24 protein-coding genes and 1 tRNA gene are annotated in these 22,541 nt (G+C 77.4%); 14 read left to right on the forward strand and 11 right to left on the reverse strand.

The genetic code is table 11. The features are described from left to right. Window positions 1-50 precede the first annotated feature (50 nt). From J3P29_RS15875 to J3P29_RS15895, 5 genes are all read right to left on the reverse strand, one after another. The gene (locus J3P29_RS15875; protein ID WP_210494941.1) at window positions 51-1,379 is read right to left on the reverse strand and encodes a hypothetical protein; all 1,329 of its coding nucleotides are present in this window, start codon (window positions 1,377-1,379) and stop codon (window positions 51-53) included. A 3-nt stretch (window positions 1,380-1,382) separates the two neighbouring features. Next, window positions 1,383-2,048 (reverse strand): response regulator transcription factor, encoded by a 666-nt coding sequence (locus tag J3P29_RS15880; protein ID WP_210494944.1) that lies wholly within the window; start codon window positions 2,046-2,048, stop codon window positions 1,383-1,385. Next, window positions 2,045-3,325 (reverse strand): sensor histidine kinase, encoded by a 1,281-nt coding sequence (locus tag J3P29_RS20905; RefSeq protein ID WP_210494947.1) that lies wholly within the window; start codon window positions 3,323-3,325, stop codon window positions 2,045-2,047. Before J3P29_RS20905 ends, J3P29_RS15880 begins: the two co-directional genes overlap by 4 nt. Continuing rightward, the gene (locus tag J3P29_RS15890; protein ID WP_210494949.1) at window positions 3,312-4,271 is read right to left on the reverse strand and encodes an oxidoreductase; all 960 of its coding nucleotides are present in this window, start codon (window positions 4,269-4,271) and stop codon (window positions 3,312-3,314) included. The genes J3P29_RS20905 and J3P29_RS15890 overlap by 14 nt, the downstream gene beginning before the upstream one ends. A 225-nt stretch (window positions 4,272-4,496) precedes the next feature. Next, entirely contained in the window at window positions 4,497-4,772 is a 276-nt protein-coding gene (locus tag J3P29_RS15895) for a GlsB/YeaQ/YmgE family stress response membrane protein (protein ID WP_210494951.1), read from the reverse strand. 43 nt (window positions 4,773-4,815) lie between these two features. Here J3P29_RS15895 and J3P29_RS15900 point away from each other — a divergent pair. From J3P29_RS15900 to J3P29_RS15915, 4 genes are all read left to right on the forward strand, one after another. Continuing rightward, window positions 4,816-4,888, forward strand: a tRNA-Thr gene (locus tag J3P29_RS15900). 72 nt (window positions 4,889-4,960) lie between these two features. Continuing rightward, on the forward strand, window positions 4,961-6,439 hold the full coding sequence (locus J3P29_RS20910) for a hypothetical protein (RefSeq protein WP_210494953.1): 1,479 nt from the start codon (window positions 4,961-4,963) through the stop codon (window positions 6,437-6,439). Window positions 6,440-6,488: 49 nt separating this feature from the next. Then, window positions 6,489-7,376 carry a glycosyl hydrolase gene (locus tag J3P29_RS20915; protein WP_210494956.1) on the forward strand — a complete coding sequence of 296 codons (888 nt, stop codon included), beginning with the start codon at window positions 6,489-6,491 and terminating at the stop codon, window positions 7,374-7,376. A gap of 49 nt (window positions 7,377-7,425) precedes the next feature. Further along, window positions 7,426-8,175 (forward strand): FkbM family methyltransferase, encoded by a 750-nt coding sequence (locus J3P29_RS15915; RefSeq protein WP_210494958.1) that lies wholly within the window; start codon window positions 7,426-7,428, stop codon window positions 8,173-8,175. Window positions 8,176-8,197: 22 nt separating this feature from the next. On the opposite strand, the gene J3P29_RS15920 is transcribed toward J3P29_RS15915, so the two are convergent. Next, a complete protein-coding gene (locus J3P29_RS15920) occupies window positions 8,198-9,571 on the reverse strand; it encodes an acetyl-CoA hydrolase/transferase C-terminal domain-containing protein (RefSeq protein ID WP_349239860.1) in 1,374 nt (457 codons plus the stop codon). A 215-nt stretch (window positions 9,572-9,786) separates the two neighbouring features. Here J3P29_RS15920 and J3P29_RS15925 point away from each other — a divergent pair, with 215 nt between their 5' ends. Further along, the gene (locus J3P29_RS15925; protein WP_210494960.1) at window positions 9,787-10,314 is read left to right on the forward strand and encodes an HNH endonuclease signature motif containing protein; all 528 of its coding nucleotides are present in this window, start codon (window positions 9,787-9,789) and stop codon (window positions 10,312-10,314) included. 69 nt (window positions 10,315-10,383) lie between these two features. After that, a complete protein-coding gene (locus tag J3P29_RS15930; protein ID WP_210494962.1) occupies window positions 10,384-10,809 on the forward strand; it encodes an RNA-binding S4 domain-containing protein in 426 nt (141 codons plus the stop codon). A 40-nt stretch (window positions 10,810-10,849) separates the two neighbouring features. Here the strand turns inward: J3P29_RS15930 and J3P29_RS15935 are convergent, their stop codons facing one another. The 3 genes from J3P29_RS15935 to J3P29_RS15945 all read right to left on the reverse strand — a co-directional run bounded on the left by J3P29_RS15935 (window position 10,850) and on the right by J3P29_RS15945 (window position 13,565). After that, the gene (locus J3P29_RS15935; RefSeq protein ID WP_210494964.1) at window positions 10,850-11,419 is read right to left on the reverse strand and encodes a TetR/AcrR family transcriptional regulator; all 570 of its coding nucleotides are present in this window, start codon (window positions 11,417-11,419) and stop codon (window positions 10,850-10,852) included. Then, a complete protein-coding gene (locus J3P29_RS15940; protein ID WP_210494966.1) occupies window positions 11,416-12,981 on the reverse strand; it encodes an MFS transporter in 1,566 nt (521 codons plus the stop codon). The genes J3P29_RS15935 and J3P29_RS15940 overlap by 4 nt, the downstream gene beginning before the upstream one ends. Before the next feature lie 188 nt (window positions 12,982-13,169). Continuing rightward, on the reverse strand, window positions 13,170-13,565 hold the full coding sequence (locus tag J3P29_RS15945) for a cupin domain-containing protein (RefSeq protein ID WP_210494968.1): 396 nt from the start codon (window positions 13,563-13,565) through the stop codon (window positions 13,170-13,172). A 136-nt stretch (window positions 13,566-13,701) separates the two neighbouring features. Here J3P29_RS15945 and tenA point away from each other — a divergent pair, with 136 nt between their 5' ends. The 7 genes from tenA (at window position 13,702) to J3P29_RS15980 (ending at window position 20,366) form a co-directional block, all read left to right on the forward strand. After that, window positions 13,702-14,379, forward strand: a complete 678-nt coding sequence (tenA, locus tag J3P29_RS15950) for a thiaminase II (RefSeq protein WP_210494979.1) — start codon at window positions 13,702-13,704, stop codon at window positions 14,377-14,379. Between the two features lie 79 nt (window positions 14,380-14,458). Continuing rightward, entirely contained in the window at window positions 14,459-15,283 is an 825-nt protein-coding gene (locus tag J3P29_RS15955) for an SDR family NAD(P)-dependent oxidoreductase (protein WP_210494982.1), read from the forward strand. A 10-nt stretch (window positions 15,284-15,293) separates the two neighbouring features. Then, window positions 15,294-15,782, forward strand: a complete 489-nt coding sequence (locus tag J3P29_RS15960; RefSeq protein WP_210494984.1) for a hypothetical protein — start codon at window positions 15,294-15,296, stop codon at window positions 15,780-15,782. A gap of 222 nt (window positions 15,783-16,004) precedes the next feature. Continuing rightward, window positions 16,005-18,305: a DEAD/DEAH box helicase gene (locus J3P29_RS15965; RefSeq protein ID WP_210494985.1), complete on the forward strand. Its 2,301-nt coding sequence runs from the start codon at window positions 16,005-16,007 to the stop codon at window positions 18,303-18,305. A gap of 99 nt (window positions 18,306-18,404) precedes the next feature. Beyond that, a complete protein-coding gene (locus tag J3P29_RS15970) occupies window positions 18,405-18,578 on the forward strand; it encodes a hypothetical protein (protein WP_210494986.1) in 174 nt (57 codons plus the stop codon). Between the two features lie 548 nt (window positions 18,579-19,126). Continuing rightward, complete coding sequence (locus tag J3P29_RS15975) at window positions 19,127-19,627, forward strand: ferritin-like domain-containing protein (protein WP_210494988.1); 501 nt, start codon at window positions 19,127-19,129, stop codon at window positions 19,625-19,627. A gap of 454 nt (window positions 19,628-20,081) precedes the next feature. Then, entirely contained in the window at window positions 20,082-20,366 is a 285-nt protein-coding gene (locus J3P29_RS15980; protein ID WP_210494989.1) for a YciI family protein, read from the forward strand. Between the two features lie 18 nt (window positions 20,367-20,384). Here the strand turns inward: J3P29_RS15980 and J3P29_RS15985 are convergent, their stop codons facing one another. Continuing rightward, window positions 20,385-21,494 carry a RelA/SpoT domain-containing protein gene (locus tag J3P29_RS15985; RefSeq protein WP_210494990.1) on the reverse strand — a complete coding sequence of 370 codons (1,110 nt, stop codon included), beginning with the start codon at window positions 21,492-21,494 and terminating at the stop codon, window positions 20,385-20,387. A gap of 70 nt (window positions 21,495-21,564) precedes the next feature. Between J3P29_RS15985 and J3P29_RS15990 the strand changes: the two genes are divergently transcribed. Continuing rightward, window positions 21,565-21,798, forward strand: a complete 234-nt coding sequence (locus J3P29_RS15990) for a hypothetical protein (protein ID WP_210494991.1) — start codon at window positions 21,565-21,567, stop codon at window positions 21,796-21,798. 102 nt (window positions 21,799-21,900) lie between these two features. Here the strand turns inward: J3P29_RS15990 and J3P29_RS15995 are convergent, their stop codons facing one another. After that, window positions 21,901-22,155 (reverse strand): hypothetical protein, encoded by a 255-nt coding sequence (locus J3P29_RS15995; protein ID WP_210494992.1) that lies wholly within the window; start codon window positions 22,153-22,155, stop codon window positions 21,901-21,903. Window positions 22,156-22,541 lie beyond the last annotated feature (386 nt).

Here is a 22,541-nt window from a genome sequence, read left to right on the forward strand (position 1 = left end):
GCGGCGGACCCGCGCCCCCGGTGGCTCGGCCCCGGGGGCGATCCGGCGACTCAGCCGCTCGGCGCGTCGCGCACCAGGCGGGCCGCGAGCGCCGGCGTCGGCGCGTAGGCGAAGGTCGCCACGGCGCCCCGCGTGCCGACCGCCGCCCCCGCACCGCGCACGACCCACAGCCCGTCGCCGGCGGCCTTCGCGCCCCGGCGCGCCGTGAGCGTGCGGCCGAGCAGCCGCGTGAAGGCCTGCGCCCGGGCGGCGGTGTCGAAGCGGACGGCGCCGACGACCGCGTCGCGCCGCACGCACGGCGCGCGGCAGTCGGCCACCCGGCCGCCCCCGCGGCGCAGGAAGACGTAGCGGCCGCCCCGCCACCCCTGCGCGGGGACGGCGGCGGTGCTCGCGTCGGCCTCGGTCGGCGCCAGCAGCGCGAGCACGTCGGCGGCGCCGATCGCGTCGGCGTCGAGCTGCCGCCACCCCCGGCCGAGGACGCGCCGGGCGTCCAGGCGCACCGGGGCCGGCCGCCGCCCGGCGCGCCACCAGGCCGGGTCCAGGATGCCCACGGTGGCGCGCGGGGCCTCCGTCGTCAGCGCCCGCGCGACGGCCGCCTCGCCGCCGTCCCGCCGGACCGCGCGCACGAACTCCTCGCCGACGGCGTACGGGAAGCTCAGCTGCAGCAGCAGCCCGAACGGCACGTCGCGGACGAGCGCCCGGGCGCGGCGCGCGTCGCCGGGGTCCTCCTGCGGCACGTGGTACCGGGCGGCGTAGCGGTCGCCGACGTCGGTCGCGCTGCCCTCGACGACCGCGGTGTAGGCCAGGCGCGCGTCGTCGTCCCGGGTGCGGCGCAGGCGGCGGAAGATGCCGAAGTGCTGCTCGTCGATCGCGTGGACGAGCTCGTGCGCGACCGTCGCCTCGGCGCCCGCGGGCAGCCGGCCGTCGCGCCCGACGATCGTCATCTCGTTGCGCGCGCCGTCGTAGAAGCCGAGGAACGCGTCGCCGGCGATCCGCCGGGCGATCTCGTCGACGTCGGCGCCCGGCGGCAGCAGGCCGAGGAGCGTCTGCAGCGCGGTGTCGACCGCGGTGGCCCCGGCGTCGCCCTGGTCCCCGGCCCCGCCGTCGCGCGTGAGCTGGCGCTGGGCCTGGGCGGCGCTGACGACGCGGAAGCGCGGCCGCCGCTTCAGCCGCAGGCCGCGGAGGGCCTCGACGCGGCGGATGACGCGGTCCGGGCGCAGCGCGGCCAGGGTGCGCGGCGTCGGCGGGGCGGCGCGCGTGCTCGCCGGCGGCGGGGGCGCCGGCCGCCCGGCGTCGCCGCCCAGCAGCGCCCGGCCCGCCACGCCGGCGAGCAGCAGGACGCCGAGCACGACGAGCCCGACGGCGCCGCGACGGGCCATGACCTAGGCGGTCCCCGACTCGCCCGGCCGCACGACGCCGTGCTCGTACGCCCACACGACGGCCTGCACGCGGTCGCGGACGTCGAGCTTGCGCAGGACGTTCGACACGTGCGTCTTCACCGTCGCCTCGGTCAGCACGAGCGCCTCGGCGATCTCCAGGTTGGAGCGGCCGCCGGCGACCAGGCGCAGCACCTCGCGCTCGCGCTCCGTCAGCACGTCGGCGGCGCCGTCGTCGTCCCGGGCGGGCGCCAGGTCGCCGGCGAAGCGCTCGAGCAGCCGCCGGGTGACCCGCGGCGCCAGCAGGGCCTCGCCGCCCGCGACCACGCGCACGGCCTCGACGAGGTCGGCGGGGCGGGTGTCCTTGAGCAGGAAGCCCGAGGCCCCGGCCCGCAGCGCGGCGTAGACGTACTCGTCCAGGTCGAACGTCGTCAGGACGACGACGCGGCCGGCGTCGGCGGCGACGATCCGGCGGGTCGCCTCGATGCCGTCGACCTCGCCCATCCGCACGTCCATCAGCACGACGTCGGGCCGCAGCCGCCGGGCGGCCTCGGCGCCCTCGCCGCCGTCGGAGGCCTCGCCGACCACCCGGATGTCGCCGGCGGCCTCGAGGATCATGCGGAACCCCGAGCGCAGGAGCTCCTGGTCGTCGACGAGCAGGACGCGGATCATCGGGCTCCATCCTGCCCGGTCCGCGGGGCGCTCGCGCGCAGGACGGTGCCGCCGCCGGGGCGCGGCGCCACCTCGAGCGTGCCGCCGACCACCGCGAGGCGCTCGCGCACGCCGACCAGGCCGGTGCCGCCCCGGCGCTCGGGATCGAGCGCGTCGCCCGCGCCGCGGGAGCCCTCCAGCCCCACGCCGTCGTCGGCGACGGTCAGCGTCACCGCGTCGTCGGCCACCCGCACGCTGACCGTGGCCGTCGTCGCGTGGGCGTGGCGCAGGACGTTCGTCAGCGCCTCCTGGGCCACTCGCAGCAGCGAGACGTCGAGGGCGGGCGGCAGCGCGGCGACGTCGCCGGCGACCTCGAGGCGCGCGTCGACGCCGGCCGCGCGCACCTGCTCGACGACGGCGGGCAGGCGCGCCAGGCCCTCCGTCGCGCGGCGCTCGGCGCCGGCGGCCTCATCCTCGCGTCCGCGCATCGCCGCGAGCATCGCCCGCAGCTCGCCCATCGCGGCCCGGCCGGTGTCGGCGACGGCGCGGACGGCGTCGCGCGCCCGCACGGGGTCGGCGTCCCAGACCGCGTCCGCGGCGGACGCCTGCACGACCATCACCGCGACGTTGTGGCTGACGACGTCGTGCAGCTCGCGGGCGATGCGGGTGCGCTCCTCGGCGACGGCGCGGGCGGCCTTGCTGTCGCGCTCGCGCTCGAGCGTCCGCGCGCGCTCGAGCAACGCCTGGGCGTAGCGGCCGCGCACGTGCAGCGCGTAGCCGATCAGCCAGGCGGCGAGGACGGCCGTGCCGGGCACGAGCACGCAGACGAACAGCGCCTGCAGCGACAGGGGGCCGACCGAGACGTAGTCCGCGGGGTCGGTGACGCTCGACGCGAACAGCGCGACGAACGTCAGGCCCGCGGCGGCCAGGGACGCGCGCGGCGGCCGCGCCGCGGTGACCGCCGCCAGCGGCAGGACGGGGACGAAGACCAGCAGCAGGTACGCGCCGGACGCCGAGACGAACCAGCTCGAGACGACGACGAGCAGGCTGAGGATCCACGCGCCGACCGGGCGCTCCAGGCGGCGCCCGATCGCGAGCGTCGTCAGCGTCGCCGCCAGCAGCCACCAGGGGCCGTCGCCGGAGGAGGCGCGGCCGAACAGCACCGTCACGACGCCGATGAGCGCCGGCACGGCGGCGGGGCCCCACGTCCACAGCAGGACGAGCCAGCGCGGGGCCGCGTCGGCGGGGTCGGGGCCGGAGGGCAGCGGGGCCCCGGGGACGGTCTCAGCCGTCGTCACGGGCGGGGCCGGCCTCCAGGTCGAAGCGGACGCCGGTCAGCTCCTCGGACACGGTCCACAGGCGGCCGGCGGTCTCGGGGTCGCGCCCGGCACGGGTCGACGGGACGACGCCCACGGGCCCCCGGGTCTGGCTCAGCTTCGTCGGCCCGATCATCTCGCCGTTCGGGGCCTGCGACTCCGTGGCGGCGTAGAGGGTCGGCAGCGCGCCGTACGCGTCGCCCGTGCCGAGCACCGCGTTGCCGACGCGGCCCGCGACCGCGTTCAGGCGCCCGAGGAGGCCGCCGCTCATCGCCGGCCCGGTGGTCTGCAGGTTGGTCGCGGAGTAGCCGGGGTGGGCCGCCAGGCTGCGCAGCGGCAGGCCGGCCACCGCCGCGCGGCGCGCCAGCTCGCGGGCGAACAGCAGGTTGGCCAGCTTCGCCTGGCCGTAGGCGCGCCACGGACCGTAGGAGCGCTCGGACTGCAGGTCGTCGAACGCGATCCGCCCGATCCGGTGCAGCCCGCTCGTGAGCGTGACGACGCGCGGCGCGTCGGCGGCCCGCAGGCGCGGCAGCAGCAGCCCGGTCAGCGCGAAGTGGCCCAGGTGGTTCGTCCCGAGCTGCAGCTCGAACCCGTCCGCGGTCAGCCGCGGCGGGGTCGCCATGACGCCCGCGTTGTTGACGAGCAGGTCGAGCGGGGGGCCAGCCGCGTCCTGCCGGTCCGCGAACGCCCGGACGGACGCCAGGCTGGCCAGGTCGAGCTCCTCGACCGTCACGTCGGCGTCGGGCGCCGCGCGGCGGATCTCCGCGGCGGCCGCCTGGCCCTTCCCGACGTCGCGGCACGCCAGCACGACGGCGGCGCCCTTGCGCGCCAGCTCGAGCGCGGTGCGCTTGCCCAGGCCGCTGTTGGCGCCCGTCACGACGGCGCGGCGGCCGGTCTGTGCGGGGATGTCGTCGGTGCTCCAGCCCATGCCGGCAGCCTAGGCCAGCGCGCGGGGCGCGTCGGACGGGACGTCCCGGGCGGCCGGCCCGGACGGGCGCGGGGCCGGCGGCCCGGGACGGGGCGTGCGGCCGCCGCCGACGGGGGACGGGGCGGTGGGGCGGCGGATGCGCACCCCGCCAGCGTGCCGCGCGCCGCGCCGACGGACATCGGCCGCGCGACGGATCCCGGCTCCGTCCCACGACGGAGCCGGGGCTCAGCGGCGTCGCGGCCCGCCGCCGCGGCCGGCGACCGCCTGCAGCACGAGCAGCAGCAGGATCGATCCCAGCACCGCGAGCGCCCACGTCCCCAGGTCGAAGAACGTGCCGAGCTCGCCCACGTCGGCGGCCGACGCGATGGCTCCGCCGATCAGCGCGCCGAGGATGCCGACGGCCGTCGTGGTCAGGCAGCCGAGGCGGCTGCGGCCGGGCACGATCGCGCGCGCGATCATGCCGGCGGCGAATCCCAGGACGATCCAGGCGACGATCCCCATGGGCCAACGCTATCGCGTCGGACGCGCTATTCTTCGCCGCCGCGCCTCCGTAGCTCAGCTGGTAGAGCACTTCACTCGTAATGAAGGGGTCAGCGGTTCGAGTCCGCTCGGAGGCTCCTCAGGCAAAGGCCCGCGTTCGCGGGCCTTTCTCGTTCCCGGGGAGCGCGCGATGTGCGAGCGTGGAGCCCGTGCCCACGCCAGGTGCTCGCCGTCCGAAGCGTCGTTGGTTCGTCCTGCCGCTCGTGCTCGTGGTCGCCGCAGCGGCCGGCTGGCTGCTGCTGCGCGACGACGGGGCGGATCCGTCCGGGCTCGGGGCGTTGGACGCGCTGCCCGCGGTCGCCTCGGCGGCGCGGCAGGACGATCGCGTCGTCGTGACCCTGCGGCCCGACGCGGACCGGGAGGCGGTCCGCGCGGTGCTCGCTGCCCTGCCCGACGACGACCGCAGCGTCCTGCGGCTCGGCCGCGCGACCCTCCAGCTCGACGACCGCGTCGCCACGGCGTCGTCGTCCGGGATCGCGCCGTTCGTCGCCGCCGCGGGCGTCCGCGCCGCCGGCGGTCGCGTCGTGCTGGCGCGGCGGTCGACCGGCTGGTCGGTGACGTCGACGGTGCCGCGGACGGCCCAGGCGGCGCCGCTCGCGCGCGAGATCGTGCGGCGGATCGCCCCGCAGGGCCGCTACGTCGCCGACCTCGACCGTCTCGAGGTGGCGCTCGCGGGCGCACCGCAGTCCGACGTCCCGCCGGTGGTCCTGCGCCGGCTCGCCGGGTCCGACCGCCGCGTGGCGATGGCGACGCTCGACGCGGCGGTGCGGCTCGCCGCCCGCGAGCCGCGCGTCTCCACCGCCGGCGACACCGCCGAGCTGGGCGTCCGCGCCGCCGGCGTCGCCGATGCCGGCCCGGCGTGGCGCGCGGCCGGCCGGGCGCTCCGCCTGGAGCAGGACCGCCGGGGCGGCGTGCGGCTCGACGTCGACACGCCCGCCGGTCCGCCGGAGACGCGCGGGCGCCCGGTCCTCTCCGGCCCGGCGGACGCCGCGCCGGACCGCGCGCTCGCCGTCCTGCGCCGCCTCGCCGGTCCTGCGACCCACGCGTTCGCCTCGACGAACCTGCGGACGGTCGAGGCCGACGTCCCCGGCCCGCGCGGCGCGCGCGCTGCGGCAGCGGCCGTGCAGGGTGCGGCGAAGCGCCTGCGCGTCCGCTGGCCCGCCGACGGCGCTCCGGGGACGCCCGTCCCGGGGTCGACCGACGTCGAGCCCGCCCACACGGACGTCCTGGACGCGCCCGCCACCGTGCTGCGCCTGCTGCCGGGAATCGCGCGGGCCCGGAAGGCCGGCATCCGCCAGGTGGCCTGGGACCGTCCTCCGGCGCTCGACCTGCCGCGCCTGCGGATCGCCCCGCCGTCGTGGGCGGACACCACCGCGCCCCTCCCGCGCGACCCGGCGACGCTGCGACGGCTGGCTCGGGCGGTGCGGGCCGTCGACTGGCCCGGGACCGCCCGGTTCGACCTGCCGCTCGGGCCGAGCGGATGCGCCTCCTACCCGCAGGCCCAGGCCGGGGCGCGCATCGTGTCGACCGCCCGCGGCCGGGCCCGCTCCGTCCGCGTCCAGGCGCCGTGCGCGCTCGACGGCGCGGAGCGCGCCGTCCGGCGGGCGTGGGCCGCGAGCGCGCGCTGACGGCGCCGAACCGGCGGGCCGCGACGGGCGGGCTGCCACCATCCCCCGGGTGCCGCGTCCAGCGCCCCTCCCCCGCCTCGTCCTCGCCCTCGCCGGGGCGTTGACGCTCGCGCTGCTGCTCGTCGTCGCCCCGGCCCCGGCCGACGCGGCCCGCCGCCCCCTCGTGGGCGTGGCGAGCGGCCGCTACGCCGACGCGGGCGACGCCCGGCGCCTGCGGGCCGTCGGCGCGCGCTGGACGTACGACTGGTCGGCCGAGAGCCGGCTGCGCCCCGGCGCCGGCGTCGAGTTCGTCCCGATGCTGTGGGGCGCCGGCAGCGTGACGGACGCGACGATCGACCGGCTGACCGCCGACCGCCGCGCCGGCCGCGCGAGGGCGCTGCTGGGCTTCAACGAGCCCGACCTCGGCGGCCAGGCGAACATGACGCCGGCCCAGGCGATCGCGCTGTGGCCGCGGCTCGAGGCGACGGGCCTGCGCCTGGGCAGCCCGGCGGTCGCCAGCCCGTACACGCGGTCGCAGAGCGATCCGGCGAAGACGTGGCTCGACGACTTCCTCAGCCGCGCGAAGGCCCAGGGCCGGCGGGTCGACTTCGTCGCGCTGCACTTCTACGGCGACTGGACGGACCCGACGACGGTCCGCTCGATCGAGCGCGACCTGCGCCGCGTCCACGCCCGCTGGCGCCTGCCGATCTGGGTGACGGAGACGGGGACCCTGCCGGCCTGGCGGTGGGCGTCGCGGGATCCGCACGCCCGGCCGACGCCGTCCCGCGCCCGCGCGCACCTGCGGCGCATGGCCCGAATGCTCGGCCGCCTCGGCTTCGTGGAGCGCTGGACGTGGTTCATGGACCGCTGCGCCGGCGACTGCCGCGCGAGCAGCCTGTACGACGCCCGCGGCCGCCGCACGGCGCTCGGCCGCGAGCTGCGGCGCGTCGCCCGCTGACCGCCGGGGACCTCGCCGCGCCGCGTCGCACAGGCCATAGGCTGGCGCGATGGCCTTCTCAGGAACCGTCCAGTCGCGTGTGGCGACGGTGGCCGACCGCTTCGGTGCGACCCCGGCGCTCCGCGCCGCCTACCGCCGCGTCAGCCCGCTCGCCCGCCGCAACGCCCGCGACGACGCCCACCTCCGCCTGCTGCTGGCGCACGGCCTGGCGCACGACGCCAACGCCGTCGACGTCGGCGCGCACGGCGGCGACGTCCTCGCCGACCTCGTGCGCCTGGCGCCCGCCGGCCACCACGTCGCGTTCGAGCCGCTCCCCGACCAGGCGGCGGCGCTGCGGGAGCGCTTCCCGGGGGTCGACGTGCACCAGGCGGCGGTGGGCGCGCAGGCGGGCGCGGCCACCTTCACGCGCGTGGTCTCCAACCCCCAGCTCAGCGGCCTGCGGGACCGCGGCTTCGCGGGCGAGGAGACGGAGCAGCTCGAGGTCCCCGTCCTGCGGCTGGACGACGTGTGCGACCCCGACCGGCCCGTCTCGCTGCTCAAGATCGACGTCGAGGGCGCCGAGCTGGGCGTGCTCGAGGGCGGCCTGGAGCTGCTGCACCGCGACCGGCCGACCGTCGTGTTCGAGCACGGCGTGGGCGGCGCGGACCACTTCGGCGTCACGTCCGAGCAGGTCCACGACCTGCTGGTGGGCGAGGTCGGGCTGCGGATCTTCGACATCGACGGCGAGGGGCCGCTGTCGCGTCAGGCGTTCGCGGCGCGCTTCCGCGCGCCGATCTGGTTCTTCGTCGCCCACCGCTGAGCCCGCGCCTGCGGGGCGCCGCCTACGCGGCCGGCGCCCCGCCCGACGGCGAGCCCTCCGGCGCCGCGCGCTCCTCGCGGGCGGCCGGCCCGTCGGCCCGCCGCACGCCCGGATCCGCCCGCCGCCCGAGCAGGCCGGCCGCCCGCGCGTCGCGCTCCAGCTCGTCCCGGTGGTCCGGGTGAGCGATCGCGATGAGCGCCCGCGCGCGCTGCTCGAGCGTGCGGCCCCGCAGCGACGCCATGCCGTACTCCGTCACGACGTGGTCGACGATGTTCTTGTGGGTCGTGGTGAGCGACCGCGGCGAGAACACGCCGCGGATCCGGCTCAGGCCCTTGCTCGTGGTGGCGTGCAGCACGACGAACGCCTCGCCGCATGTGGACCACACCGCGCCGGTGGCGAAGTCCGCCTGGCCGCCCGACCCCGACCACGGCCTTCCCGCGATGGTCTCGGACGCGCACTGGCCGTACAGGTCGACCTCGGTGGTCGCGTTGACCGACACCATGTGCGGCTCCTGGGCGATCACCCGCGGGTCGTTGACCATGTCGACGGGGTGGAACGCCACGCGCTCCTCGCCGTCGAGCCAGTCGTGCAGCCGTTGGGTGCCGAGCGTGAACGTCGCGACGGCCTTCCCCGGCACCGTCGCCTTGCGCGCACCCGTCACGGCCCCGCTCTCGATGAGCCCCATCACGCCCTCGCCGATCAGCTCGGTGTGGATGCCCAGGTCGCGGTGGCCGTGCAGCGCGGCGCAGACCGCGTCGGGCACCGCGCCGATGCCCACCTGCAGGGTCGCGCCGTCGGGCACCCGCTCCGCGATCGCCGCCGCGATCGCCTCGTCCCGGGCGTCGGGCGCGCGACGCCCGACCTCGATGAGCGGGCGGTCGACGCGGTACCACGCGGCCACGTCGTCCAGGCGGATCCGGTGGTCGCCGTGGGTCGTCGGCATCCGCTCGTTGACCTCCAGGACGAACGGCGCCTTGCCCCGCAGCGCCGCCACGTACTCGGCGTTGACGCCCAGCGTGCACCAGCCGTCGGCGTCGGGCGGGCTCGCGGCGGCGAGCACGAGCGGGTCGCGCGCCCGCTCGAGCACGATCCGCGGCACCTGCGAGAAGTCGGCGGGCACCATGTCGCACGTCCCCTCCCAGACGGCGCGGCGCGTCGCCTCGCTCAGGAAGTAGCTGACGTGCCGCAGGTGGTCGCCGCAGCGGCCCTCGATGTGCGGCCGGCTGCGCATCGCGTGCATCTGGTGGATGCGCACGCCGTCCAGGCGCTCGTGCTCCGCCTCGAGCGCGTCGATGGCGGCGATCGGCTCGCCGTTGGCCATGCCGACGATCAGGTCGGCGCCGGGGGCGACGAGGTCGAGGACGTCCTCCGGCCGTCCCTCCGCCGGGGCGCTCACGGGCGCCCCGCGAGGGTCGGCGTCGGCGGGGCGCAGGCGTCGCTCACCCCGCCAGGATCGCGCACCCGCGCCGGGACGGCAACGGCCCGTCGGCCCCGCGGGGCGCGCCGCTCCCCGGATCCCGCTGCCGGCCGTCCCGCGCTCGTCGTCGCGCGCCGGGCCGTCGCTGCAACGCGGCGTGCACGGCGTCGGGCGCGCCGCCTAGCGTCGCCCGGGTGCTGCGCGAGGCCAAGTCCGCCCGGTTCGAGGCCCGGCTGTCCCTCCTCGGCCGCCGGTACGCGCTCGTCGACGGGCCTCGCACGGCCACGCCCGTCTGGGGCGGGCGCCGCTTCCGGGCGCTGCGGGAGCGGCAGCGCCACGTCCCCGTCCCGCTCCTGGACGACGGCGCCCGCACGTGGTGGGCGTTCGAGGACCGCATCTTCACCGAGGACGACGACCTGGAGCCCGAGGACGTCGTCGCCCTCGTCCGCGACCGCGACCGCCGGCGCCGGCGCCGCATCGACCGCGCGCACGCCGCACTGGCCGCCGAGGCGGACCTCGCCCCGCGCCGCGACCCGATCCCGCGCGAGGTGCGCCAGGCGGTGTGGCACCGCGACGGCGGCCGTTGCGTGGCGTGCGGCGAGACGTTCGACCTGCAGTACGACCACGTCATCCCCGTCGCGCTCGGCGGCGCGAGCACCGTCGACAACCTCGAGCTGCTCTGCGCGCCCTGCAACCAGGCCAAGGGCGCGTCGCTCGGCTGAGCGGCGGGTGGGGCGGGCGGGATCCTCCTTCCCGGCGTGGCCGCGGGCCCCGCGTGGCAGCATGGATCCATGGAGGAGCAGGAGCGCGAGGGGCAGCGGATCGACACCTGGCTGTGGGTCGCGCGCTTCGTCAAGACGCGGGCCCTCGCCGTCGAGGCGGTCAAGGGCGGCCGGGTGCACGTCAACGGCACGCGGGTGAAGCCGAGCAAGGAGGTCCGTCCCGGCGACCGCGTCGAGGTGCTCGTCGGCCAGGACCGCCACCGCGTCGACGTCCTCGGCCTGGCGCGACGCCGCGGCCCGGCGACGGAGGCGCAGCTGCTCTACCACGAGCGGCCCGAGGACCGGGCGGAGCGCGAGCGGCGCGCCGAGGAGCGCCGCCTGGCGTGGCCGACGTCGGCCGAGGGCGGCGGCCGGCCGACGAAGCGCGACCGTCGGCGCTTCGACGCCGTGCGCGGCACGACGACGGGCCGCGGCCGGCCGTCGGGGCGCCGGTAGGTCCGGCGGTCGGCGGGGCGGCCGCGGCGACCGTCGGGGCTCAGGCGGCGCCGCCGTCGCCGCCCGGCGCCAGGCCCCGCCACACCGTGTCCACCGCGGCCGTGGCCCACGCCTCGACCGGCATCTCGCGGCCGCTCACGCGCCGGGCGAAGAACGACCCGACGAGCAGCTCGACGACCAGGAACGGGTCGACGTCGGCGCGCACGAGGCCGCGCTCCTGCGCGGCGCGCAGGCGGTCGGCGACGACGCGGCGGTGCGGCTCGATGACGCGCGCGCGGTGCAGGGGCAGCAGGTCGCTCCCTTCCGGCTCGGTCAGCATCGCGCCGAGCACGTCCAGCCCTACGCGCTCGAGCTTGCGGGCGAACGCGACGAGGAACGCCCGCAGCGCCGCCCGCGGATCGTCCTCGTCGGCCACGCCCTCCAGGTCGGTCTCGAAGCGCGCGAGCGCGGCGGTGGCGACGTCGTTGCGGTTGCGGTAGCGGCGGTAGACGGTCGTCTTCGCCACGCCGGCGCGCTCGGCGACCGCCTCGACGGTCAGGCTCGCCATGCCGCGCTCGGCCAGCAGCGCGTGCGCCGCCGCCAGGATCCGGTCGTCGACGTCGCGGCTCATGCCGCGGCGGGCGCCTCGGCCGCCCCGTCCTCCTCGCGGCGCGGTCCGGTGTGGGCGAAGTCCTTGGCGCGCACGAGCGCGAACGCCGCGGCGGCCCCGACCAGGGCGACGACCGCGGTGATCGTCAGCAGGCTGTTCATGCCGTCGAGGAAGGCGCTGTGCGCCACCTGCCGGACGCGTTCGACCTGCTCGGGGGACGCCTGCGCCGCCATCCCCCTGAGCGCCGCCTCGGTTTGCCCGGCCGTCACCGCCGCCGACAGGTCGCCCGCGCGCGCCGCCCCCGGGGTGCCCGCCAGGCCGCTCGCGATCGTGCTGCTCACGTGGTGCTGGAAGACCGCGCCGAGCGCCGCGATGCCCGACGCGATGCCGACCTGCCGGAACGTCGAGTTGATGCCCGACGCCATGCCGGAGCGCCGCGGGTCGACCACGCCGATGGCGGTCGAGGCGAGCGGCGGGTTGACCAGGCCCGAGCCGATGCCGGCGATCACGAAGCCGGGGATCAGCACGGTCCAGGCGTCGCCGGGCGCCACCCCGTGCATCAGGATCAGGCCGATCCCGACCAGGAGCAGGCCGCCGCCGAGCAGCAGCCGCACGGGCACCTTCGTCGTCAGGCGCCCGGCGAGCGGGCCGACGAGCAGCGTCAGGCCGGTGATCGGCAGGAACCGCAGACCGGCCTGCAGCGGCGAGAGCCCGAGCACGCCGCCCTGGAAGAACAGCGTCAGGTACAGGAACATCGCGAAGAGCGACGCCGACATGCAGAAGGCCACGGCGGACGCGCCCACGAACGTGGGGTTGCGCAGCAGCCCCAGGTCGAAGAGCGGGTTGGCGCGCCGCAGCTCGACGGCGACGAACGCCACGAACAGCGCGACGGCGCCGGCGAAGCAGCCGACGATGCGCGTGTCGCCCCAGCCCTCCTTGTTCGCGTCCACCAGCCCGAACACGAGCAGGAAGAGCGCGCCGGCGAAGAGCAGGGCGCCGAGCCAGTCGATGCCGGCGGGGTGCGGGTCGCGCGACTCGTCGACCTTGCGCAGGCAGAGCGCGACGGCGACCACGCCGATCGGGACGTTGACGAGGAAGACCGCCTCCCAGCCGAACACGTCGGTCAGCACGCCGCCGAGCAGCGGGCCGACGGCGACCGCGGCGCCCGTGACGGCGCCCATCACCCCGAACGCGACGCCGCGCTCGGCCCCGTGGAACGCCTGGGCGATGAGCGCGAGCGAGGTGGCGAACATCATGCCGCCGCCCACGCCCTGCACGCCGCGCAGCAGGTTGAGGACGAGCGGGGTGCCGGCCAGCCCGCAGCCGAGCGACGCGAGCGAGAAGAGCACCAGGCCCGAGACGAAGACCCGCCGCCGGCCGACGAGGTCCGCGAGCGACCCGGAGACGAGGAGCGTCGAGGCCAGGGTGAGCGTGTAGGCGTTGACGACCCACTCCAGGTCGGAGAAGGAGGCCCGCAGCTCGGTCGAGATGTCGGGCAGGGCGACGTTCACGATCGTGACGTCGATGAGGAGCATGAAGACGCCGGTCGCGACGGCGATCAGCGTCCACCACTTGCGGTCCATGGGAGCGCCTTCGGCAGGAGGGACGAAACGCTACGGAGCGTAGCGCCCGCCGCGTACGGCGCACAGGAAGCGGGCGCGTCGCCGCTCGTCGGTCCGGGGGCGCGGTCACCCCCGGCCGCCGGCCGGCCCCGGTCCGCCGCGACCGTGCCCGCTGCGGCGGCGGCGCCCGGCGCCCCGGCGGCGGGGCGTCAGCGCCCGCCGGCGCGGCGGTCGACCTCGGGCTCGAGCAGCTCGGTGTCGTCGTCGGCGTACGGCGGCGCGCAGCAGCAGAGCAGCGCCAGCTCCTCCGTCGCCGAGTCGTTGAGCAGCTTGTGCGCGGCGCCGGGCGGGATGACGACGCAGTCGCCGGGGCGCACCGCCCGCTCCTCGCCGTCCACCCGCAGTCGCCCCGTGCCGCGGGTGAAGAAGTACAGCTCCTCGGTCACGTGGTGGCGGTGCTCGGTGGTGGCGCCGCCCGGCGGCACGGTCGCCTCGGCGAGCGACTGGTGGGCGCTCGGCAGCGAGACGGGGCCCGCGACCTCGCGGATCGTGGAGCCGTCCTTCGTGACGAACGGCGTGGCGTCGGCCAGGTTGCCCAGGTGCATGGGCGGAGCGTAGCCCGGGCGCCGCACCGCCCCGCGGTGCGGCCGCCCCCGGCCCCGGCCGCCCGCGCGCCCCCGTCGGCCCGCCCCGGGCCGGGCCGGCGGGCGCTCCGGGCGTCGCGACCGTAGGGTCCGCGCCATGACCGCCGTCCCGGGCCCGTTCACCGCCGAGCTCTGGCGCCTCGCCGCGCCGGTCCAGGAGCGGATCCTGGCCCATCCGTTCCTGGCGGGCCTGACGGACGGCACGCTGCCCGAGGACGTGTTCCGGACGTACGTCGTCCAGGACTCCCACTATCTGAAGGGCTTCGCCCGCGCGCTCGCGCTCGTCGCGGCCCGCGTGACGGCGGACGACGAGATCGTCTTCTTCGCCACCGCCGGCGCCGAGGCGATCACCGTCGAGCACGAGCTGCACGCCGGGTTCATCGCCGCGTTCGCGCTGTCCCCCGCCGAGGTCGCCGCCACGCCGCGGTCGCCGACCACGACGGCGTACGTCGACGCGATGCTCGCCCACGCGGCGACCGGCACGGCCGACGACGGCATCGCGGCGGTCCTGGCCTGCTTCTGGATCTACCGCGAGGTCGGCCGCGAGCTCGTCGCGCAGGGGTCGCCCGACGCCCGCTACCAGCGCTGGATCGACACGTACGCGGGCGAGGAGTTCTCGGCCCAGGTCGACGCGCTGCTCGCGATCGTCGAGCGCCGCGCCGCCGTCCTGCCCGACGCCGCGCGCGAGCGCTTCCGCGCGATCTGGCTGCAGGGCTGCCGCTACGAGTGGATGTTCTGGGACGCCGCGTGGCGCGGCGAGACCTGGCCCGTCTGACCGGCGCGGCGCCCGGACGCGCCGCGAACGCTGGCGCCCCGGGCTCGCGCCGGGCCGCCGCATGCGGTGTGATGCCCGCATGAGCAGCCCCTCCGTCGTCCCCGCCGGCCCGCTCGTCGCGGTGATCACCGGCGCCTCGAGCGGCCTGGGCGAGGCCGCCGCGTTCCGCCTGGCCCGCGAGCCGGGCGCCCGCCTGGTCCTCGTCGCCCGCCGCGAGGACCGCCTGCGCGCGCTCGCGGAGCGCCTGCCGTGCCCCGCCACGTGGGTGGCCGTCGACCTGACGGACGACGACGCGCCCATGACGGTGCGCGACCACGTGCGCGCCGAGCACGGCGCCCCGACGCTGCTGGTGAACAACGCCGGCGCCGGCTTCCGCGCCCGGTTCGGCGACGCGAAGGGCGGCTGGGCCAACGTCCACCGCACGATGGCCGTCAACTTCGACGCGGTCGTGCGGCTGACCGAGGCGCTGCTGCCCGACCTGCGCGCCGCGGCGCCCAGCGCGGTCGTGAACGTGTCGAGCACCGCCGCCCGCGTCGCCCGCGCCGGCACCGGGGCGTACTCCGCCAGCAAGGCCGCCCTCGCCGCGTGGTCCGACGCCCTGCGGGTGGAGGAGGCGCCGCACGGCGTGCACGTCGGCAACGTGCTGCCGGGCTTCGTCCCGACGGAGGGCTTCCCCCAGAGCGAGCTGCTCGAGAGCCGCCTGGGCCGCCGCTTCCTCGGCACGCCCGAGGGCGTCGCCGAGGCGATCGTCGAGGCCGGGCTGCTGCGGCGGCCCGAGCGCTACAGCCCGAAGGTCTACGCCGTCGCCGCCGGCCTGCGCTTCGCCGCCCCCGGCCTGATGCGCCGGATCATGGGCACGGACCGCGCCAAGGCGATGACGACGAAGACCGTCTCGGACGACTGATCCCGGCGCCGTGCCCGCCGCGCCCCTCGTGCTGCGCGCGCCGATGCGGGCGCGGACCGTCGACGCCCCGCCCGGGGCCGGCGCGGACCGCGGCGTCGCCCTGGGCCTCGTCGGCACCGGGGACCCGCTGACGCCCGAGCCCGACGGGCTCGACGAGGCGATCGCTGCTGCGGCGGACCGCCACGGCGAGAAGGCCGGCCGGATGCTCCGCCGCTTCGCGGCCCTGCCCGCCGGCGCGTACGCGTGGACGCGGACGAGCGACGGGGCGCTCCGCCTGGGCCGGATCACCGGCCCGTGGCGCTACGACCGCGCGGACGCCGCCCGGGCGGTCGGCGTCGTCCACGTGCGGGACGCGACGTGGTTGCCGGCGCCGGTGGCCGATGCCGACGCCCCGCCCGCCGTCCGGGCCACGTTCGCGCGCGGCGGCCGCAACCTCCAGCGCGTCCACGACGCCGACGCCGAGCGGGCCACCGCCGCGCTGTGGGCGGCGCACGCCTGACGCGGCCCGCCCACCCCCGGCGACCGCGGCCCGGGACCCGCGCGCGGCGGACGCCTCCGCGGGCCGCGCCCACCGCACCGGGCGTCCGCGGCGACGCGGCCCGGGTCGCCGCTCCCCTACCGTTCCGGCATCGACCTCGAGAGCCCGTGCCACCTGCGGATCGAGACGCGCGACCGGTCGCCGGAGCTCGTCCTCGACGTCCCGCGCTGGATGAACGACCAGGTGCGCACGATTCCCGGGCGCTACTTCGACTGGACCAACCACGTCTGGCGCGCCCCGCTCGGCGTCCACGCCGCCATCGTGGTGCGGCGCCTGCTCGATCATCCGCGCGGCGGGCTGTACCCGGACGCCGAGGTGGCGGCGTGGCTCGGCGGCCTGGACCGCTGGCACGGCGAGGCCACCGTCGTCGAGCTCGGCGACGGTCCGCGGCTCGCGGTGGTGACGCTGCTCGGCGACCCGCCCGAGGCGCTGACCGACGCCGCCGAGCGGCTGGCGCCCGAGGTCGCGGACGCGCTCGTCGGCGACGCGGAGCGCGCGATCGACGCCCTGCCGTTCGACGCGGACGGCGTCGCGGTGCTCGACCGCGTCCCCGGCCTGACGGTCGACACCACCGTGATGCTCGCCGCCGCCGAGCTGCGCATGGGCCGGATGCCGGCGGCCGCGACGCTGCGCGCGGGCCGCAACGACGAGCGCCAGCCGCGGCTCGAGCTGCTCCCGGGCTGGAGCTCGCGCCTGCAGGGCCGCTTCGCCGCGCTGCCCGAGGCGGTCCCGCTCGGCGCGCCGCCCGGGCGGGCGTACCGCCGCGGCGACGCGCCGATCACGGCCGGGACCACCGTGGCCGTGCCGGCGGACCCGTCGCTGGTGCAGGCGGTCGACGCGCTGATCCGGGACTACCCCGACCTGCTCGTGACCGCCGCGGCGCAGGACCTGCTCGCGACGCTGCGCGCCGAGTACGAGGAGCGCATCGAGACGATCGACCTGTCGCAGGCCGAGCGGGCCAACCCGCTCCGGCGCACGCGGGCGGGCGAGCCGCTGCGCCTGGGCGGCGAGCTGCAGCCGTTCCAGCACGCGGGCGTGCGCTACCTGCTCAAGCGTCGCCGCAGCTTCCTGGCGGACGAGCAGGGGCTGGGCAAGACGGTGCAGGCCCTCGCCGCGCTCGAGGTCGACGGCGCGTACCCGGCGATCGTCGTCTGCCCGGCGAGCCTGAAGCTCAACTGGCAGCGCGAGGCCGCCACCTGGCTGCCGCACCGCACCGTCGCGGTCCTGCACGGCCGCTCGGCCGACCAGTGGCTGCCCGAGGCCGAGCGTCCGGCACGGCGGCCCAACCCGTGGGCGACGCCGCTGGACACCTCGGCGTTCGCCGCGCCCGGCGAGGCGGACGTCGTGATCCTCAACTACGAGCTGGTCGAGGCGCATCACGACGCGCTCGTCGGGCGCGGCCCGCGGGCGGTGGTCTTCGACGAGTCGCACCTGTGCAAGGCGCCGACGGCGAAGCGGACGAAGGCCGCCATCCGCCTGGGCGGCGCGCTCGGGCCGGACGCGCTGAAGCTCGCGCTCACCGGCACCCCGGTGCTCAACCAGCCGCGCGAGCTGACGTCGCAGCTGCGTCTGATCGACCGGCTGCGGGACTTCGGATCGGGGGCCGAGCTGGCCCGCCGCTTCCGCGGCGAGGAGTCCCACGACCGCCTGCACTGGCACCTGCGCGCCCGCGGCTTCGTGCGGCGCCTCAAGCAGGACGTGCTCCCCCAGCTGCCGGCCAAGCGCCGCGTCGACGTCCCGCTCGAGCTGCGCGACCCCACGGAGTACCGCCTCGCGGAGAAGGACGTGATCGCGTGGCTCCGCAGCCAGCCGCTCGACCTGTCCGAGCTGGACGCCAAGATCGCCGCCGCCCTGCGGGCCGAGCAGCTCGTCCGGATGAACCACCTGCGCCAGCTCGCGGCCCGCGGCAAGCTGCCGGGCGCGCTCGCGTGGATCGAGAGCTTCCTGGCGTCGGGCGAGTCCCTCGTCGTGTTCGCCGCGCATCGCGAGATCCAGCAGGCCGTCCTGGCGCGCTTCCCCGGAGCCCTGCACGTGCTGGGCGACGACAGCGCCACGGCCCGGGACGACGCGGTGCGGCGCTTCCAGGCGGGTGCGCACCTCGACATCGAGCGTCCGGCGGAGCGGCTCATCGTCTGCTCCATGCGGGCGGCCGCCCAGGGCATCACCCTGACGCGCGCGTCGAACGTCGCGTTCCTCGAGCTCGACTGGACCCCGGCGATGCACGACCAGGCCGAGGACCGCGTGCACCGCATCGGCCAGCAGGACGCCGTGACGGCGTGGTACCTGCTCGCCCCCGGCACGATCGACGACGAGATGGCGACGATCCTGGGCCGCAAGCGCGAGGTGATCGACGCGGTCGTCGACGGCAACGTCGTCCCGGACGAGCCCGTGAGCCTGGCCGTCGTGCGCGCCCTGCGGGCCCGCGGCGGCGACGCCCCGGCGGCGCCCGCGAGCGCCGACGCGCCAGGCGAGGACGACGCCTGACGGCGCGTTCCTTGCCGCACGCAGCACGTTCGGCGTCCGTCGGAAGGGCACCCGAATTCGGATGCCCTTCATTAGGCCGCCCTTTGTTACGCTGTCCTCGTGCAGCGGTACGAGTCCCTCCCCCAGGATCGCATCCCCGCCGCCGGCTACCGCGCCCGCCGCTGGAACCGCTTCGAGCGGGACCTGCGCACGTGGCTCGACACGCCCGAGGGCCGCTTCGCCACGTGGCGCGCCCAGACGGCGATCGAGCACGACGAGCCGGCCCGCGGCTGAACGCCCCGGCTCCGCGACGGCCCCGGCGCGCGACGGAGCCGCCGCGTCGAGCGCGCCCCCGGCCACGCGCCGCGGCCCCCGGGACACGGCCGGCCTGGCGCCGGCGGTAGGTCCGCCTGCACGGCGACGCCCCCCCGGGGGGTCCGCGCGTGCCGGACGCCCCGTCGCCGGCCCACGGGCCGCGCCGCGTCACCTCGGAGCGCCCGCCCCGGGGCGACACGCCCCGCACCGGAGTCGAGACGGGCCCAGTCGGGCCCCGCGTCCCGCCCCCGCCCCCACGGCCCCGGTCGGCCGTCGCCCGCGGGGGGTCCGTCGCCCGCGCCGATCCGCGGCGCCGCCCCACGGCGGATCGGCCCTGCGCACCGCCGGATCCGGGCATCCCACGGATGCGCGCCGCGCCGGCGGATGCGACGTTTCCTGCCCACCCCACCGGGTAGGCGACCGACGAGGGCGCATCCGGGGCGGCCGGCCCAGAGGGCCAGAAGGTCGCCCTTATTTTAAGTCCCTAGCTATAGTGGTCGCAACGCGTCCCAACGAAGGAGCAGAGCATGACCGTCACCCATCACGCCAAGGCCGGGATCCTGTCCGACCAGAACGCCGCGAAGCGCGAGGAGATCGTCCAGCTCCTCACGCAGGCGTACTGGATGGAGATCGAGACGGTCACCAACTACCTGGCCCAGTCGAGCAACCTCGACGGCATCCGCGCCGCCGACATCGCCGCCGACCTGGCCGCGGACGTCGACGAGGAGCTCGGGCACGCGAAGCAGTTCGCCGCCCGCATCAAGGAGCTGTACGGCACGGTCCCCGGCTCGGCCGACTTCCCGAGCGACACGGACACGGGCCTCCAGCCCAACGGTGACGCGACCGACGTCGCGAGCGTCATCCGTGGCGTGATCGACGCCGAGTCCGGGGCCATCGAGCACTACTCGCGCATCATCGAGGTCACCGACGGCGTCGACTGGGCGACGCAGGACATGGTCATCGCCATCCTGCGCGACGAGGAGGGCCACATGCGCACGTACGAGCGCTACCTCCGCGAGTTCGCCTGATCCTTCCCCGCCTCCGCGTCGCGCGCTCCGCGCGCGTCCCGCCGCACCGGCCGCCCCTGGGCGGCCGGTCGTCGTTCCGGGCCCCGCACCACGAGCGTGCAGCGCCCCCTCGGCACGGACGCGGCCGGCCCGTGACGAGGACCGCGGCCGCCGCGCCGGATGAGGGCTCCGGCTCGGCATTTCGGGTGGCACGTTCCCTTCGAGCTCGGGCCCCGGGCACGGACCTCGGGTCTCTCGTCTCGGACCCTGGGCCGCCTATCTCGGGCGACGCGCCACAGGTCTAGGGCCTCGGGCGACGGGCCATGACCGACGGGCTACGGCCCACGGCCCACGGCCCACGGCTCACGGCTCACGGCTCACGGCCCACGGCCCACGGCCCACGGCCCACGGCCCACGGCCCACGGCCCACGGCGTCATGATGGGGCAGACGTCCGTCGCCCGCCCGGAGACCCCGATGCCCGAGACCCTGCAGCTGCTGACCTACGAGTACGTCGAGGACGTCCTCGAGCGCCGCGAGCCGTACCGCGCGGAGCACCTCGCGGCGATCGCCCGCTGGAAGGCCGACGGCCGCCTCGTGATCGCGGGCGCCGTCGGCGTGCCGCCCCACGCCGCCGCCCTCGCCTTCCGCGGCGAGCCGCAGGTGGCGGAGGAGTTCACGAAGGACGACCCGTACGTGGCGGCCGGGATCGTCGCGGCGTGGAAGGTCGAGCCCTGGACCGTCGTCACGCCCCTGGACTGAGCGGCGCCGCGGCGGGCGTCACCGCGCGACGCCGTTCTCGCGCAGGCGCGCCAGCCGCCAGCCGAGCACCCGCACCCGCTTCTGGCGCTGCGCCTCGGGCTCGTCCCCCGCGAGCCGCTCGGCGGTGGCGATGTAGTCGGCGCCGCCGACGGCCAGCAGCGCGTCGTCCAGGCACCGCACCTGGTTGCGCTCCCAGGTCACGCCCTCGCGGAAGGTGCGGTCGACCGCCGCCAGGTCCACGGTCCGGACGGCGTCCCGAAGGGCCTCGACGGTGTCGAACCCCGACTCGAGCGCGTGACGACGGATCCACTCCTCGCTGCCCGCACCGCGGCTGGGCGGCGCGTCGGGGAACGCCTCGGCGAGGAACGACCGCATGGCGCGCGCGGTCAGCCGGCTGCCGGGCCGCTCCGCCGGCGCCTCGAGGCTCGACGGCGCCGCCGGTCCCTGGCGCGTCAGATCCGGCCGGGCGCCGCCGGCGGCCGCGTCGTCGATCTCCTGCAGCAGCTCGTCGACCATCTCGATCAGCGCGGCGGCGCGGTCGAACTTGCGCGACACCCGGGACCCGGCCGCGCCCTTGTAGCGCGAGGCGTGCTCGAGCTCGGCCCAGACGTGCTGCAGCTGCGTGCGCAGCTGGATCTCGATCCGCGGGACGCGGAAGTCCTTGGGCGGGTGCGGAGCGCCGAGGGCCGGGGCCGGGTCCACGAGCACGTGCACGCTCTGGTAGCCGAACGCGCGGGTGTCGGTGTTCTGGGAGCCCTTGTGCCGCACCTCGCGCACCACGAGGGCGTCGTCCTCGGCGAGCGCCTGCGCCGCCGCCTCGACCTGGGCGGGCAGGAAGGCGATGATCCGCAGCGCGAGCTGGTCCGTGATCTCGTCGGTCGGATACCGGTACTGCGGGCGGGACGGGTCGTCGGGGGCCGGCAGCGCGGCCTTCTGCGCGAACGACTCGGGCGCTTTGACCCGCCACTCCACCTCGGACTGGTTGTCCGGGATGCCCGCGGCGGCCACCACCTCGTGGAGGTGGGCCTCCATCGTCGTCCCCAGGCGGCGCAGGTACGCCTGGTACGAGGGCAGCTCGTAGTGGCGGCGGGCCTGGCGGGCGTGTTCGAGAAGGCGGGGATCGGTCATCGACGGCCTGCCCAGCCTCGCACGCGGCCCGGTCGGCACGCGTTCCCCGTCGCGCTACGCTCGAGGAACGATGTCGCACCCGGCAGACCCCCACGTCGGCGACCGTCCGGCCGCCGACCCGTCCTGCCCCAACGGGGTGTGCTCCGCAAGCGCCCCGCCGCTCATCGGGTCGACGCTGACGGGCACGGGGCTGACGCTCGACCGCGCCGCGCAGCTGCTGGCGGAGGGGCGCGAGCTGCCGTTGACCGACCTGCAGCGGCGGATCGTCGAGCAGCGTGTGATCGACGCCGGCCTGGCGCTGTAGGGCCCGAGCCCGGCCCGCAGGGGCACCGCTCCGTGCGGGCCCGTCGGGCCGATCGGTCGCGGCCGTCCGAGGCGCCGACCCCAGAAGCCGCCGGCGAGCCCGTCAGGACCGGGAGGTCAGATGCCAGCCGCCGCAGACCTCGCAGGGGTACGCGGAGGCGCGCCGGCCGGGCCCCGGCTGGTGCATGAGCGCGAACGCCCGCGCCTCGGCCTCGCTGGCGTAGCGATCCTTGGCGGCGCACACGGCGCGCCGGCGCGCTTCGCGCTCGGCGTGGACGGCGGGGTCCACGGGGCGCGGCCCCGCGGGACGGCGCCCGCGCCGCTGCGCGGCGTCGCGCGAGGGATGTCGGCGGGGCACTCCTCCACGGTAGACCAGGCCGCCTCCCCAGCGGTGCCCGCGCCGGAAGGGCGAGGGCGGCCACGCCGTCCCCACGATCCGAGCGAAGCCGGACGGCCGGCCCGGGGGCCCGGGGGCCTCTCGCGGCACGCGCGTGCCGATGCGGGGGATCACGCGCGCATGGTCCCCGCGCGCCCGTAGCGCCTCACCGCCGTCGGAACCGCCCGCCACGGCAGGGCACCTCCCCACGCCGGCACGGACCGTGGCCGAGACCGACCGACCCGCAGAACGAGCAGGACGCACGCCCACCCACGCACGAACGCCACAGCGTCACGACAACGAAAAGCGCCCCGCCATGCTGGCGGGGCGCTCAAAGATAATCCGGCGGCGACCTACTCTCCCAGGCC

The sequence above is a fragment of the Patulibacter sp. SYSU D01012 genome, assembly GCF_017916475.1.
Classification (GTDB): domain Bacteria; phylum Actinomycetota; class Thermoleophilia; order Solirubrobacterales; family Solirubrobacteraceae; genus Patulibacter.